The 15,761-nt window shown below is 32.5% G+C and carries 13 protein-coding genes; 4 read left to right on the top strand and 9 right to left on the bottom strand.

The genetic code is table 11. From position 1 onward, the window contains the following. Positions 1-148: 148 nt before the first annotated feature. The 4 genes from LY08_RS08675 to rpsO all read right to left on the bottom strand — a co-directional run bounded on the left by LY08_RS08675 (position 149) and on the right by rpsO (position 4,400). A complete protein-coding gene (locus LY08_RS08675) occupies positions 149-661 on the bottom strand; it encodes a hypothetical protein (RefSeq protein ID WP_111660064.1) in 513 nt (170 codons plus the stop codon). Positions 662-802: 141 nt separating this feature from the next. Beyond that, a complete protein-coding gene (locus LY08_RS08670; protein WP_111660063.1) occupies positions 803-1,486 on the bottom strand; it encodes a hypothetical protein in 684 nt (227 codons plus the stop codon). Between the two features lie 237 nt (positions 1,487-1,723). Continuing rightward, a complete protein-coding gene (locus LY08_RS08665; RefSeq protein WP_111660062.1) occupies positions 1,724-3,961 on the bottom strand; it encodes a polyribonucleotide nucleotidyltransferase in 2,238 nt (745 codons plus the stop codon). Between the two features lie 169 nt (positions 3,962-4,130). Continuing rightward, entirely contained in the window at positions 4,131-4,400 is a 270-nt protein-coding gene (gene rpsO, locus LY08_RS08660) for a 30S ribosomal protein S15 (protein WP_111660061.1), read from the bottom strand. Positions 4,401-4,570: 170 nt separating this feature from the next. Between rpsO and LY08_RS08655 the strand changes: the two genes are divergently transcribed. Beyond that, on the top strand, positions 4,571-5,416 hold the full coding sequence (locus LY08_RS08655; protein ID WP_245907573.1) for a hypothetical protein: 846 nt from the start codon (positions 4,571-4,573) through the stop codon (positions 5,414-5,416). A gap of 46 nt (positions 5,417-5,462) precedes the next feature. Here LY08_RS08655 and accD read toward each other — a convergent pair whose 3' ends face one another. The 3 genes from accD to tamL form a co-directional block, all read right to left on the bottom strand. Then, positions 5,463-6,320 (bottom strand): acetyl-CoA carboxylase, carboxyltransferase subunit beta, encoded by an 858-nt coding sequence (gene accD, locus LY08_RS08650; protein ID WP_111660059.1) that lies wholly within the window; start codon positions 6,318-6,320, stop codon positions 5,463-5,465. A gap of 322 nt (positions 6,321-6,642) precedes the next feature. Then, a complete protein-coding gene (gene fbaA / locus LY08_RS08645; RefSeq protein ID WP_111660058.1) occupies positions 6,643-7,710 on the bottom strand; it encodes a class II fructose-bisphosphate aldolase in 1,068 nt (355 codons plus the stop codon). Positions 7,711-7,825: 115 nt separating this feature from the next. Continuing rightward, positions 7,826-10,363, bottom strand: a complete 2,538-nt coding sequence (tamL, locus tag LY08_RS08640) for a translocation and assembly module lipoprotein TamL (protein WP_111660057.1) — start codon at positions 10,361-10,363, stop codon at positions 7,826-7,828. Positions 10,364-10,525: 162 nt separating this feature from the next. On the opposite strand from tamL, the gene LY08_RS08635 reads away from it, so the two are divergent. After that, positions 10,526-11,242 carry a TrmH family RNA methyltransferase gene (locus LY08_RS08635; protein ID WP_111660056.1) on the top strand — a complete coding sequence of 239 codons (717 nt, stop codon included), beginning with the start codon at positions 10,526-10,528 and terminating at the stop codon, positions 11,240-11,242. Positions 11,243-11,320: 78 nt separating this feature from the next. Here LY08_RS08635 and porT read toward each other — a convergent pair whose 3' ends face one another. Next, on the bottom strand, positions 11,321-12,046 hold the full coding sequence (gene porT, locus LY08_RS08630) for a type IX secretion/gliding motility protein PorT/SprT (protein ID WP_111660055.1): 726 nt from the start codon (positions 12,044-12,046) through the stop codon (positions 11,321-11,323). Positions 12,047-12,048: 2 nt separating this feature from the next. Further along, a complete protein-coding gene (gene ubiE / locus LY08_RS08625; RefSeq protein WP_111660054.1) occupies positions 12,049-12,774 on the bottom strand; it encodes a bifunctional demethylmenaquinone methyltransferase/2-methoxy-6-polyprenyl-1,4-benzoquinol methylase UbiE in 726 nt (241 codons plus the stop codon). A 121-nt stretch (positions 12,775-12,895) separates the two neighbouring features. Between ubiE and trkA the strand changes: the two genes are divergently transcribed. Then, positions 12,896-14,245, top strand: coding sequence for a Trk system potassium transporter TrkA (gene trkA, locus LY08_RS08620; protein WP_111660053.1), 1,350 nt, complete (start codon positions 12,896-12,898; stop codon positions 14,243-14,245). Beyond that, complete coding sequence (locus tag LY08_RS08615; protein ID WP_111660052.1) at positions 14,245-15,750, top strand: TrkH family potassium uptake protein; 1,506 nt, start codon at positions 14,245-14,247, stop codon at positions 15,748-15,750. Before trkA ends, LY08_RS08615 begins: the two co-directional genes overlap by 1 nt. Positions 15,751-15,761: the final 11 nt, after the last annotated feature.

Below are 15,761 nucleotides of genomic sequence, written 5' to 3'. Positions count from 1 at the left end.
TTATTTGTCCGTTTTTTTGCGTTCGGCTATATTATTGCCAACGTTGTTGTGTATGGTTAGTTGCGTGGTTAAGCAACTAATTTAGTAAACAAAAACGAACCCGAGAAAATTCCGAAGGAATTTTCCAAATAAGCAACGACCAAAGCAATTAATTATACACGTTGTTGTAATGCGTTTTTTTGTTCAAAATTTCTTTTCCGATAAACCAACTTGTTATTCCTCCATAAACTCCTCCAATTATTAAAAATATTGGTGCACCAGTAAAAACCCAAATCAAAAATCCAAGTCCGAATAATTTAAAGTCAATTCCAAATTCAAATGCTCTTAGAGTCATTTCAGATAACATCGCTATGAAAAATATTCCAATCGACATTTTTAAATAACCAAAAAATGTTGTCCAAAATGGGTCTTTATTTTTTTCAATGATAGACTTTCCTATATTCCCAGAGATGAAAAAAATAATTATTAAATTCAACACTATTTGAACTGTGAAATATTTCGGCTCACTTGAAAATGGATGAATTAAATTCCGATTTATAGATTCATTCATTTCAGTCGATAAAGAATTAAATAAGGCTAACAATAAAATTAATATCAGAACTGTAATTCCCAAATATTTAAAAATCAATAATCTGCCTATTTTTTTTGAATTTAATTTCATTCTTTGAGTTCGATGAGTAACGGTCTTGTGTATGGTTAGTTGCGTGGTTAAGCACCTAATTTAGCAAATAAATCACAAATAGAATATTCCGCAGGAATGTTCGTAAGTCGGCAGTGACCTAGCAATTAATTATACACGGTGTTACCTGCTGGCTTTTAATTTTTCAAATTCCTTTTCTGTTAGGATTTCCGCTAATTCTAATTCGATTAGTTCGTGTTGAATTGGGATTTTTCTTTTATATTTTATCATTCCAATGTCTTTCACGTAATATGTGTCTTGATAAAACCTTTGTTCCACATCGTGATCAAGAGCTAAAACTATATACTCGTCTCTAAATTTTATTGCTTGAAATTCTTTTCCGTTTACAGAAATTGTTTCAAGTCCAAATTCTGTTCTTTTCTTTTTAAAATCAAAGCGACCATATTTATTTACGTATTTAACCGAATAAGTATATACTTTATCACCATTCCATTTATAAACATCCTTGTCTATTACTTCGGCTTCAATTTCTTTTCTTTCTCCTTTTTCATTTACTTCAAAGTCAGAGTAAGCAACTAGTTCAGCACCATTTTCGGATATCACTTCGTCAAATGTGTTGTAAATATTGAAGTCAGAATCGTAAGAAACTGTTTTTAATTCACTTGTTTCTGTGATTGCTATGACTTTCCAATATTCAACTTTTGTAGAATCATTTTTGTCAACGTATTTATATACTTTAGTTTCTGTTTTGTTTGAAAACGGATAATAAAAGTCCTTTAAATTATCTTGTGCTTTACAGTTTAATGCTGTAACTAATATTAAAATCAGATTAATATATTTTTTCATTCGTGGTTTTTTCAGCTTGCAGGTAACTCGTTATATAGTAAGTTTTATTGTCTATATCCCGTAAATATATCAGGATATGGAAATTTTTTTATTGTCGTTATCCCGTAAAGATAATTTATTTATTGCATAATCTAAAGGGCTTTTTATGTCCTCTAATCTTACTTTACTGTAATAAATGTATAAAAAAAGCCCATCAATATTTGATGGGCTTTTAGATATATTAAAAGTTAAAAAGAATTAATCCTCCTTCTTGTCTTCTCTTGGTTTACGGTCGTCACGACGGTTATCTCTACCTCTGTTGTCTCGTCCACCAGAACGGTTATTGTCTCTTGGTGGTCTTGCTACATAACCTTCAGGTTTTGGTAAGATAGCTTTGCGTGATACTTTTTCTTTACGAGTTCTTGGGTCTAAACCAAAGTACTTCACTTCAAAAACATCTCCCATATTTACTACGTCAGATACGTTTTCTGTACGCTCCCAAGCTAGTTCGCTTACGTGTAATAATACTTCGTTTCCTGGCGCTTGTGTATATTCTACGACTGCACCAAAATCTAGCATTTTAATTACTTTTACTTCGTAAACTTTACCAACTTCAGGTTTAAATAATAAAGAATCTATTTTAGCCATAACAGCATCAATACCTTTTTTACCAACACCTAAAACTTCAACAATTCCTTCTTCTGTAACAGGATCTTCGTTAATAACTATTGTAGTATCTGTTTCTTTCTGTAATTCTTGAATGACTTTACCACCTGGTCCAATTAATGCTCCAATAAACTCGTTTGGAATACGTCTTGTTACCATTGTTGGTGCGTGTTCTTTAACTTCTGCTTTAGGTTCTGCTATAGTTTCAGTTAATTTACCTAAGATATGTAAACGACCATCACGTGCTTGTTTTAGTGCATTTACTAAAATCTCATACGATAATCCTTTTACTTTAATATCCATTTGGCAAGCAGTAATACCATCTGCAGTACCAGTTACTTTAAAGTCCATATCTCCTAAGTGATCTTCGTCACCTAAAATATCCGATAAAACAGCATATTTTCCTGATTCTACATCAGTAATTAATCCCATTGCTATACCAGAAACTGGCTTTTTTAATTGTACACCAGCATCCATAAGCGCCATAGTTCCTGCACATACCGTTGCCATACTAGAAGAACCGTTAGATTCTAAAACTTCTGACACTACACGTACTGTGTATGGGCAATCTTCTGGTACCATACCTTTTAAGGCACGTTGTGCTAAGTTACCATGTCCAACTTCTCTACGAGAGGTTCCACGAATTGGTCTTGCTTCTCCAGTAGAAAAAGGAGGGAAGTTATAGTGTAAGTAAAAACGCTCTTCACCTTCAAAAGATGGCATATCTATTTGATTAGCTTCTCTAGAGGTTCCTAAAGTTACAGTAGCTAATGCTTGAGTTTCTCCACGGGTAAAGATTGACGATCCGTGTGTAGATGGTAAGTAATCAATCTCACACCAAATTGGTCTGATTTCGTCCGTTTTACGACCATCCAAACGCAACCCTTCATTTAAGGTTAAGTCTCTAATAGCAGCTTTTTCAGCTTTACTGTAATATTTAGATATTAATCCGCCAAAATCTTCTAATTCTTCTTCAGAGAAAGTGGCTTTTATTTCTTCTTTAATTTCTGCAAATGCAGCTCCACGCTCATGTTTAGCAGATCCAGCTTTAGCTACAGCATATACTTTATCGTATGCCATATCATGGATTTTCTTAGCTAACTCGTCGTCATTTCTTTCTGGCTCATACTCGCGTACTTCTTTTTTACCAAAAGCTTCAGCTAATCTTACTTGTGCAGCACATTGTACTTTAATAGCTTCGTGTGCAAATTTGATAGCTTCTGTCATTTCTTCTTCAGAAATTTCATCCATTTCACCTTCTACCATCATTACAGAATCTGCAGAAGCACCAATCATCATGTCTATATCAGACTCTGCTAATTGCGCACGTGTTGGGTTAATAACAAACTCGCCATTAATACGACCAACTCTTGCTTCAGAGATTGGGCATTCAAACGGGAAATCTGATAATTGAATTGCAGCAGATGCAGCTAGTCCAGCCATAGCGTCTGGCATCACATCGTCATCATGCGACATTAATTGTATCATTACCTGAGTTTCAGAATGATAATCTTTTGGGAATAATGGACGTAAAACACGGTCTACTAAACGCATGGTTAATACTTCTCCATCACTAGGTCTTGCTTCTCTTTTGAAGAAACCTCCTGGATAACGTCCAGCAGCAGCAAATTTTTCTCTGTAGTCTACTGTTAAAGGTAGAAAGTCTACATCTGATTGCTTGTAATTTGAAACTACAGTACAAAGTAACATACAGTTTCCTGATTGAACAACAACAGAACCATGTGCCTGCTTTGCTAATTTTCCGGTTTCGATAGAAATAGTTCTACCGTCGCCTAGGTCTATGACCTCTTTAAAAACTTTTGGAATCATAAATATTTTAATTCTAATTAAACAATGGTCGTTGTGTTGTGGTAGTAGTAGTTGTTGTTGACCAATGAAAAACTGTAATTAGCTTCTTCAATATTGGATGTTATACTCGTCCAATCCGAGTTGTATATATCAAAAAACCACGCTAAAAAGCGTGGTCTTTGTATTTAGATTATTTTCTTAATCCTAATTCTTTAACAATTGCACGATATCTTAAGATATCTTTCTTAGTTAAGTAGTCTAATAACGAACGACGCTTTCCTACTAATTTTACTAACGAACGCTCTGTGTTAAAATCTTTACGATTTTGTTTTAAGTGTTCTGTTAAGTGGTTAATTCTTTCTGTAAATAATGCAATCTGTCCTTCTGCAGTTCCAGTGTCTTTTGCATTTTTACCATGTTTTTTAAAGATTTTCTCTTTATCTTCTTTTGTTAAATACATGCTAATATTATTGTAAATGATTGTTATGTACACGAAAGTCTATCTTTCGAGGCGCAAATATAGTAATTTTTAGTTATTTAATAGGTTTTATCTTTTTTTTTGATGGTTATATTAAACCATTTTAACTCTATCTGGTCTTAACATTATATTAACATTAAATGCAAACTAATATGAAAAATTTAAATGTAACATCAAAAACAATTGTAGCAATTGCCACTTTAGGCTTATTGTTTACGTCGTGCAGCAAAGATGAATCTGCAGATTTTAATACACAAGACGAAAATTATTCAGAAGTTGTAATGTCTTCTGAAATTGATAGAAATATTGAAGTTATGGAAGATATTGCTATCCAAGTATTTGAAATACAAGAAGCAAGTGAGTCTTCTAGAACCAGTACACCTAATTATATGTTACCTGATTGTGTAACTGTAACTTTAGTTATGGAGCAAAATTTTAGAGAATTAACAATAGATTTTGGAACTGAGGGATGTTTGGTAAACAATTATGTGTTAAAAGGAAAAATGATTTTATCTTATACTAGAAATCCACAAGCCCAAGAAATTTTTATCACTAAAGATTTAGAAGAGTTTTATATTAATAACCTAAACATAGTAGGAAGTAAAACTATTCTTCGAGAATTATCGAATGTTAACGGAAATCCACAATTTACAAAAACCTTAGATATAACAGTAAATTGGCCAAATGGTTTACAAGCAAGTAGAACTGGAACAAAAATTAGAGAATGGATTCAAGGTTTTGGAAGTGGAACTTTTAGTGATAATGTATTTGAAATTACAGGTGATTGGACAACAACATTTGTAAATGGTAATTCACATAGTTATGTTGTAGATATCCCATTAAGAAGAGAAGCAGGATGTGGTTACTTTGTAAGCGGAAGTGTAGATGTTGTAAGAACCAATTTTTCTGGAGTGTTTAATTATGGTGAAGGCACATGCGATGACCAAGCAACATTTACGTTTGCAAATGGACAAGTTGTAACTATAACTTTAAATTAAGTTAAAAATAGGATATAAAAAAAGCGAGCCATTTGGCTCGCTTTTTTTATGCTCTTAAAGGCTGATTAGTGATTAAGTCTATATATTGATTGACTTTATTTTTTAATTCTTTACGATGTGTAATAAAATCTAAAAAGCCATGTTCTAATAAAAACTCTGAAGTTTGAAAGCCTTCTGGTAATTCTTGTCCTGTGGTATCGCGTACTACACGTGGTCCAGCAAATCCAATTAAAGCACCAGGCTCTGCAATATTAATATCTCCTAACATTGCAAAAGAGGCAGTAGTACCACCAGTTGTTGGGTCTGTGCATAATGAGATGTATGGGATGCCAGCATCTGCTAATTGTCCTAATTTAGCCGAGGTTTTTGCTAATTGCATTAATGATAATGCAGCTTCCATCATACGTGCACCTCCAGATTTAGAGATAATCATAAAGGGTAGTTTCTTTTTTAAAGAGTAGTCTGCTGCTCTTGCAATTTTCTCGCCTACAACACTACCCATAGATCCTCCAATAAAAGCAAAATCCATACAAGCTATAACTAAATCTTTTCCTTTAGATTTACCCACTGCACAACGTACAGCGTCTTTTAGTTTTGTTTTGTCTTCTGCTGCTTTTAAACGGTCTGGATATTTTTTTGTGTCTTCAAATTTTAATGGGTCTTTTGAGGATAAGTTAGCGTCTAGCTCTTTAAATTTATTGTCGTCAAATAAGATTTCAAAATATTCTTTACTTCCAATACGTACGTGGTAACCGTCTTCTGGGCTTACGTAAAAGTTTTTTTCTAATTCTTTAGAATCTACAATTTTACCTGTGGGAGATTTATACCACAATCCTTTAGGGATGTCTTTTTTTTGTTCGGTTGCGGTTTGTATACCTTTTTCTTTTCTTTTAAACCAAGCCATTTGATTTATGATTTTAGATTTACGGTAGTATATTATTGTTTAATTTAATACCGTTATTGCTATTAGTTAGTTTTTTGTTTGCTTTATGCAAGCGTACAAAATTACATTTTTTATTAATCAATCTCAAAAATTGTGATAGCTATCTGTAGTTATGGTTTTTTTTGAAATGTAAAATTCCGTTTACGCACTATTGTTACAGTGTTTAAACGGAATTTTAATTTATGAATTTACCTTGGCTTGCGTTAGGGATGGAGCAATTGTTGGAGCACATCTTTGATTGCGACTTGCGAGAGCCCGACCCTTGGGTAACGCCAAAATTATGTTATAGAGTATTGACGTTATTTAAATCTTCGAACGCTTTTTTAAGACGCTCTACAAACGTTACTTCTCCCTTACGTAACCACACGCGTGGGTCGTAGTATTTTTTGTTTGGAGAATCTGCACCATCTGGACTACCAATTTGAGATTGTAAATAGTCTGATTTGTCTGCCATATAGTCTCTAACACCACTCATAAATGCGTATTGCATGTCTGTGTCGATGTTCATTTTTATGACTCCGTAACCAATTGCTTCTCTAATTTCTTCTAGAGTAGATCCTGAACCACCATGGAATACAAAGTCTATATGGTTGTGTGGCAAGTTGTGTTTTTTAGATAAAAACTCTTGCGAATTTTTTAAAATTTTTGGAGTTAGTTTTACGTTTCCTGGTTTATAAACACCATGCACATTTCCAAATGCTGCTGCTATTGTAAATTGGTCGCTAACTTTGATTAGCTCTTCATAGGCGTAAGCTACTTCTTCTGGTTGTGTGTATAATTTAGACTCGTCTACATCACTATTATCTACACCATCTTCTTCACCTCCTGTAATCCCTAATTCTATTTCTAGGGTCATACCCATTTTGCTCATTCTTTTTAGGTATTGTTTGCATATTTCTATGTTTTCTTCAAGTGGTTCTTCACTTAAATCAATCATATGCGAACTGTATAATGACTTACCAGTTTCTGCAAAATGTTGCTCGCTTGCGTCTAATAATCCATCAATCCAAGGAAGTAATTTTTTTGCACAATGGTCTGTATGTAAAATTACAGGTACACCATAGGCTTCTGCCATTAAATGCACGTGTTTTGCACCAGCTATAGATCCTGCAATTGCTGCTTTTTGACCCTCGTTACTTAATCCTTTTCCAGCATTAAATTGTGCGCCACCATTTGAAAATTGTATGATTACTGGAGCATTTAATGCTGCAGCAGTCTCTAGTACTCCATTAATTGTATTAGAGCCAATTACATTTACTGCTGGTAGGGCAAATCCTTTTTCTTTTGCTAGTTTGAAAATTTCTTGAACTTCTTTTCCGGTTGCAACTCCTGGTTTGATATTATGAGCCATTTTTATTTTTTTTAGTTGAATTTGTATAGCTCCAAAAGTAATGAAAATTGCAATATTTTATGAGGAAATACTCATAAAACCACGCAAACGTTTTAGCTAAATTGTTAAAAAATAACTAGAAAGGATAGTTAATACCAATGTTATAAACTGCGTTAGAAAAATTATAATCATTAAACCATCGGTTTCCCATAGGGTAGGAAGGGTCGTAGGTTTTAAAGCCTATATCACCACGTAGTACAAAAAAGTTAAAGTCGTAACGTAACCCAAAACCAGAACCTACAGCTATGTCTTTTAAAGATTCAAAACCAGAGAAGGTGGCTTCATCTTGTTCTATGTCGTCAAAAACATTCCAGATATTTCCTGCATCAACAAAAATGGCACCATTTAATGGTCCAAAAAGATTGAAGCGTTGCTCTGCACTTAATGCTATTTTTAAATTGGCTTCATTAAACTCGTTAGAAGTTTCTAAACGTCCAGGTCCTAAATTATAGGCTGTCCACGCTCTGTTATCATTTGCACCTCCAGCAAAGAAACTTTTTGAGAATGGGATGTTTGTAGAGTTGCCATATGGGATTGCAATACCAAAAAATGTTCTAATTGCTAGTACGTTTTTATAGCCTAAGCTCCAATGTTTAATATAATCTAACTCTGTTTTTACGTATTGCGAGAACGCAACGTTAAACAGCTCGTATTTACCGTTTTCATTTTTTTCTAAGCCTAATATTTTGGAAGTTGCTGCAAAGACATTTCCTGCTAATTCTAACCTGGCTCTAAAAATAGAAAAGTCTTCATCTGTAATGTTATCTCTTTTATCCTTAACATAATTAAAGTTTGAAGAAAAGATAAGGTTGTCTTCTGTTAGTCTTTGTTTTCTCTCGTTTATTGCATTGGCTGTGTCTAAATCGTCTTCAGACAGGATACTATTATAGGTGCCATTTTGGACTAAACTTAAAAAAGTATCTGCACCTGTTGGAATACTTAAATCTTCTGAAGCATTTATAAATCCTGAAGATTGAGCAATACCATTTAATGAGTCGTAAGAGTTTTCATAAACATTAAAATAATTAGCAGTATTTAAGTTTTTTACAAACTGTATATTAAATAAATCAAACCTATTAGTCACAGTATTATTAGGATACCATCTATAATTAAAAGAGCCAGTAAATGTTTGCTTGTCTAGACCTATATTGGTTTGACTGGAGGTGGCTACGGTTAATCTGGTAGTTGGAAACATGGATTTAGGGATAATTTTCTCGGTATTAAAAGGAGAAAATAATCTTGGAATGGTCAATTTTAAATTGGCTCCAGTCTCATTAATATCAAAAAATTGATCTTGACTATTATTACCATCTTTTGAAGCTCCAACAGAAACAAAGCCAGAAATTTCTAATGTTTCTGCAGCATTAAATACATTTCTAATTAGCAAGCTTGGGTTAACAGAAAAACCAATAGTTTGGATATTACTTTGTAAGGCTTCTGCGCTAAATTCTAATTCAAACTTTTTTAATGGGGTTAGGAATATATTAGCAGTTAACGTTGTGTCAGGATTTTCTACATAATCAATATTAGGATATTTAAAAGTGCGTAAATCACTAATTTTTCTGGAGGTTAGTGGTCTGTTTTTGTCTTTAAAAATAGTATTAGGAGTTATAAAAACCGCATTAGTTAACGCTCTAGGTTTGTATTTAAGTTTACCTATGCTATAAATATTGTAGCCATCATAAACAGTAGTGTCATTAATAGTTTGATTTCTGTCTTTAAACGAACTATTGGTGTAGATATTTACATCCTTAACTTTAAAAACTTTAAAAGGCTCACGTCTGGAGGTTTCGTCCTCTCTAATTAATCGGTCATCAATAATAGTTTCGATGTTAATTTTATTGTTGCCTAAAATACTATCTCCAACAAAGCGTACATAATCTTGACTAAAATGATACACACCATTGTTTCTCATTAGCTCTACAATTCGGTCTTCTTCACCATAAACATTATTAATTCTATATTGTTTACCAGATTTTAATAAGCTTTCCTCTTTGTGTTGATTGTAAATGTCTTCAACCATTGGTGAGCTAATTTTAGATGAAATAGTGTCTAAAATATATGGCTTACCAGTATTTATAAAATAATCTATGGTTGCTTTTTTATCCTCTACAACATTAATTTTATAGTCTGCTTCTGCATTAAACCAACCATTAACTTTGTAATAGTTTTCTAGTCGTGTAATAGATTTTTTGGTTAGAGCAGTATCAATTATTACCGGAGCTTCACCAATACTTTTTAACCATTTATTAAAATTAGCTTTTGCTTGTATTTTTTTCTCTAATTGTTTTCTGGATAAAAATCTAGACTGTCTAGCCATTTTATCTGGCTGACTATAATATTTAGCATTTAAAATAGAATCGATGTTTGGTCGTGCAGTATTATAAATATATAGTCTTAACGGAATAGTTGTAAATGGGATTGGTAATCTAGTATTGGGTTGTTGATATAGTAGATTTGAAATCGTATCGTTAGTTACTTTTTTATCATTAATTGTAATGTGGTTTTTAGTTAACAGATATTGGTTATCTGCAACACGTTTAACCGAGTTACATCCACAAAGAAGTATGGTTAAAGCTACTAAAACTAGTATTTTATTATTAAAATGTTTCAAATGGATTGCTAACTATTAACGCTGTTAATTACAAATATAATGCCTAACAAAAACTGTAGATTCAAAAATACACTATTTATTGAACAAACAAATTTTAAATAATTAGAATCCCACAAATGATAACTGCTTTTTTTTCATTTTCTTTATAAAAATTTTAAAGTTGTGCTCTCAAAAAATCAAATAAAAAATATAAACCGTTTAAAGCAAAAAAAATACAGACAACAAGATCAATTGTTTATTGCTGAAGGCGTTAAAGTTATAAAAGAGTTTTTGAACTCTAGTTTTAAGCTAGTAGATTTAATGACTACACAGTCTTTTAATATTGAATACGAAACACTAATTTCTGAAGCCGAATTAAAAAAAATTAGTTGTTTAACAACACCTAATACTGCTTTGGCTGTATTTAAAATTCCAGAAACTGAACCTTTAATTGATCAAGGGTTGATCTTGGCTTTAGATGCTATTCGTGATCCAGGAAATTTAGGAACAATTATACGATTATGCGACTGGTTTGGTGTAAAACAATTAATTTGTAGTCAAGAAACTGTAGACTGTTATAACCCTAAAGTTGTGCAAGCTACTATGGGCTCTTTAACTAGAGTGTCCGTGCATTACGTAGATTTAGAACACTATTTAAAGGAAACTAAATTACCTGTTTTTGGTGCTTTTATGGATGGTAACAATGTATACAAATCTAACTTACCACAAGAAGGAATTTTAATTTTAGGCAATGAAGCAAACGGAGTTTCTAAACCAATAGAAGCTTGTGTTACCGATAAAATTAGTATACCAAGGTTTGGAGAACTTCAAGCAACAGAAAGTTTAAATGTTGCTACAGCAGGTGCTATTTTGTTAAGCGAGTTTAGAAGAGGTGTTTAAAGTAAGTAGTAATCAGTTATCAGTAACCAGTCTCTTTTAAAAATTTAAATACTTGCAACTTTACAACTTCCAACTTAATTACTGCACCGTAAAATTAATAAAAATCCCACGCGTTTGCATCAAGCTAATGTTACTGGTCCAAGGACTATTTGGGTCTTTATCTCTTACAATCTCGTCTTTCATGGCAAAAACACCTCTAATGGATGGTGTAAACTTAAAACGATCTAAGTAAAAATCCATACCAAAACCAAGCTCAAAAAACTGCATATTTTTAACCATCCTAAATTCTCCTGCATAATTATCGTCAGGGTTTTGCTCGTTACTAGATAAGTTAATTGCAGTAGAAATACCAGTTAAGATAAACGGTTTAAAATTATTAACACGCTTTGTAGATATTTTTAAAAGTAAAGGAAAATAGATATATGTCGATTTGACTTCACGTAACAAATCCGAGTCTGAGATGTCTTCGTCAAAATCTGCAAAATAATTTTCTTGATACATTAAGTTACGTTGTGATATAACCAAACCTGGTTCAAAACGTAAATCAAAATAATCGTTGATACGTAAATTACCTAAAAGACCAACATTAAAACCAATGGTACGTTCTGTTTGGATGTCTCCTAAATTATTATTGTAATCAAATTTAAAATCTAGGTTATTAAAACCTAAGTAATAACCCCAACTTAGGGTGGCTTTATCCACAGATTCTAAGTTTTTTACTTTTTCTTTAGAAAATAGCTGCGCCTGAGAAGCAGTTGTAAAACATAGCGCAAACAGTAAAAGGTAAATATGTTTTGTATTCATTATTATTTTGATGCTTTGTAAATTGTAGCTACACCAAATGTTTGAGGCATATCTGTAACATTTATAAACCCAATATTACGTAAAATATTGTTTAGTGCCTCTCCATAAGGAAAAACGTTAGCACTTTCGCTTAGATATTTATAAGCAGTTTTGTCTTTAGAAAATAATCTACCAACCGTTGGTAAGATAACTTTAGAATGAAATTGATACCCTTGTTTAAAAGGAAATTTTGTAGGGACAGAAGTTTCTAGTATCACAAAAATACCTCCAGGTTTTAGTACACGTAATATGTCTTTTAATCCTTTTTCTAAAGTTTCAAAATTACGGATACCAAAAGCAACAGTAATAGCATCAAAGGTGTTGTCATCAAAAGGCATATTTTCGGAATCACCAATAATCATTTCAATTTTATTGTCTAGATTTTTGGTTTTAATTTTTTGCTTACCAACTTCTAGCATTCCGCTACTAATATCCAAACCTACTATTTTTTCAGCGCTAGTTTCAGCTAAATTAATTGCTAAATCACCAGTTCCGGTAGCTATATCTAAAATATTTTTTGGTTGTGTTGCTTTGACTAGTTCAACAACTTTTTTTCGCCATTTAATATCTATTCCAAAAGAGATAACTCTGTTTAAACCATCATATTCTTTAGAAATGGTATCAAACATTTTGGTGACCTGCTCTTTTTTACCTAAGTCGCTATTTTTGTAAGGATTTACTTTTGTCAAAATCGATTTTTTTGCAAAGATAATGCATTAAGTATAGTCTGTAAAACTTCAAAAGAATAAATAATTGAGACTTAAATCTTTAAATTAATTATCTTTGTATTCCCTTTACTTAAAAAGATATATGAAAATAATTATTGCTGGAGCTGGTGAAGTTGGATTTCATTTAGCAAAATTATTGTCTTACGAGTCTCAAGAAATTACACTTATTGATACTGATAGAGACAGTCTAACCTACGCAGAAAACCATTTAGATATTAAAGTTATAAAAGGCGATGCTACGTCAATTAGTGTCTTAAAAGATGCTAGAATTGATTCAGCAGACTTACTAATTGGTGTTACTGCATCAGAAACTACTAACATTACAGTTTGCGTTTTGGCTAAACAATTAGGTGCAAAACGTACAATTGCTAGGATATCAAACACAGAATTTATTACACATAAAGATGAAGTTGGTTTTACCAGATTTGGAATAGACGAGTTAATTTCGCCAGAAAGTTTAGCTGCTTCAGAGATTCAATTATTGTTAAATCAATCTGCTTTTAAGGATAGTTACGAGTTTGAAGGAGGTGCTTTAACTATGGTTAGTTTAAGTTTATCCAGAACTGCCGGTTTTGTAGGTAAAACAGTAAAAGAAGCTGCGCAGTTGTTTTCAGAAATTCATTTTGTACCTATTGCTATACAACGATTTGGAACCCAATACACAATAATTCCAAGAGGTGATACCGAGTTTAGAGAAGGTGATCATGTGGTTTTTGTAACTAGTGCTGGTGGTGATGATGAATTGTGTAAAATGACAGGAAAAACCAATACACCAATAAAAGATGTTATGATCTTGGGTGGTAGTAAAATTGGATTTAAAACTGCAAGAGATTTATCTGCTAGCAATTTTAATGTAAAACTTGTAGAAAGCAATAAAGACATTGCTTTTGACCTTGCAGACGATTTACCAAATGTGTTAGTTATTAATGGAGATGGACGTAATGTAGAGCTTTTAGAAGAAGAAAGTATTAGCGAAATGGATGCGTTTATATCTGTTACAGGTAATTCTGAAACTAATATCATGTCCTGCTTAATGGCAAAATCCAAAGGAGTAAAAAAGACCATAGCTTTAGTAGAAAACATGGATTACTTTGAATTGTCTCAATCCATAGGTATAGATACACTAATTAATAAAAAGTTATTAGCTGCCAACAATATATTTAGATACATCCGAAAAGGAGAAGTGGTAGCAATGACTAAGCTTAACAACATGAATGCAGAGTTGTTAGAGTTTAAAGTAAAAGCAACATCTAAAATTTGTAATCGATTAATTAAAGAAGTCGAGTTTCCACGATCTGCAATTGTAGGAGGTGTTATTAGAAATGAAGAAGGTTTAATAGCGCTTGGAGATTTTAAAGTAGAAGAAGGTGATTATATAGTAGTATGTTGTTTACCTCGATCTATTAAAGAGGTTGAAAAACTATTTTTATAATGGGAAAAAGACTGCGTCTTAATTACAAAATTATATTATACTTTTTTGGACTACTGTTAGTCTTTAATGGCGGATTTATCCTGCTATCTGCACTAGTAAGTTTATTGTATCAAGATGGTGTTACCTTACAGTTGTTTTTGTCTGGTTTAGGTGTGCTAATTTTTGGTTTGTTTGGGATGTTACATCATCGCAATCACAACAAAGAGATGAATAAACGTGAAGGTTACATTGTTGTATCTTTTGGATGGATTGTTATGTCTTTATCAGGTGCTATACCGTATTTAGCAACAGGAAGTATTCCTAGTTTTACAGATGCTTTTTTCGAAACAATGTCAGGTTTTACTACCACAGGAGCTTCAATTTTAAATGATATTGAAGTCTTGCCCAACGGTGTTTTATTTTGGCGAAGCTTAACCCATTGGATTGGTGGAATGGGAATAATTGTATTGGCTGTAGCTATTCTTCCGCTTTTAGGAATTGGAGGTATGCAGTTATTTGCTGCAGAAGCACCAGGACCAAATGCAGATAAATTGCATCCACGTATAACAGATACAGCAAAACGTTTATGGTTAATCTATTTTGGTTACACAGCTGCAGAAACAATTTTGCTAAAGGTCGCAGGAATGTCGTTTTTTGATGCTATTAACCATTCTATGAGTACCTTGTCTACTGGCGGATTTTCTACCAAAAATGCAAGTGTTGCGTTTTGGAACGATAGACCAATGATACAATATATTATTATTGTTTTTATGTTTTTAGCAGGTACAAACTTTGTACTTAGTTATTTTGCTTTTAAAGGAAAAGTGCAAAAAATAATTCAAGATGAAGAGTTTAAACTCTACTTTAAATTTATAGCTATTTTCACTTTAGTTGCTGCTTTGTTAATCTATTTTAGAGCAGATGTATCTGCGTCAAGTATTGCTCATCCACAAGTTTTAGGAGAAGGTGAAAGCGCATTTAGACATGGGCTATTTCAAGTATTAGCTATAATTACAACTACAGGATTTGTAACTGCAGATTATACCATGTGGACACCCTTTTTAGTGGTATTCTTTTTTGGACTCATGTTTTTGGGTGGTTCGGCTGGAAGTACTGCAGGAGGTGTTAAAGTCGTTCGTCATTTATTGTTAATTAAAAATGGGTTTTTAGAGTTTAAACGCACCTTACATCCTAATGCCATATTACCTGTTCGATATAATAAAAGAGCAGTGTCTGGAGACATTGTATTTAATATACTAGGATTCTTTATTTTGTATATGATTGCTTTTATTATAGGGTCATTAGGTTTTTCAATGATGCAAATTGATTTTGAATCCTCTATTGGTATTGCAGCATCTAGTTTAGGAAACGTTGGTCCAGCTTTAGGTGATTTTGGACCAGTCAATAATTACGCGTCTTTACCACCAATTGGTAAATGGTGGTCTGCTTTTTTAATGCTTATTGGACGTTTAGAATTATTTACGGTATTGATTTTACTTACGCCTTTCTTTTGGCGTAATAGATAATTATGTAGAAA

The organism is Olleya aquimaris (genome assembly GCF_003259525.1).
Classification (GTDB): domain Bacteria; phylum Bacteroidota; class Bacteroidia; order Flavobacteriales; family Flavobacteriaceae; genus Olleya; species Olleya aquimaris.
Note: the sequence above shows the minus strand (reverse complement) of the source record. Positions and strands in the feature narration are given on the sequence as shown.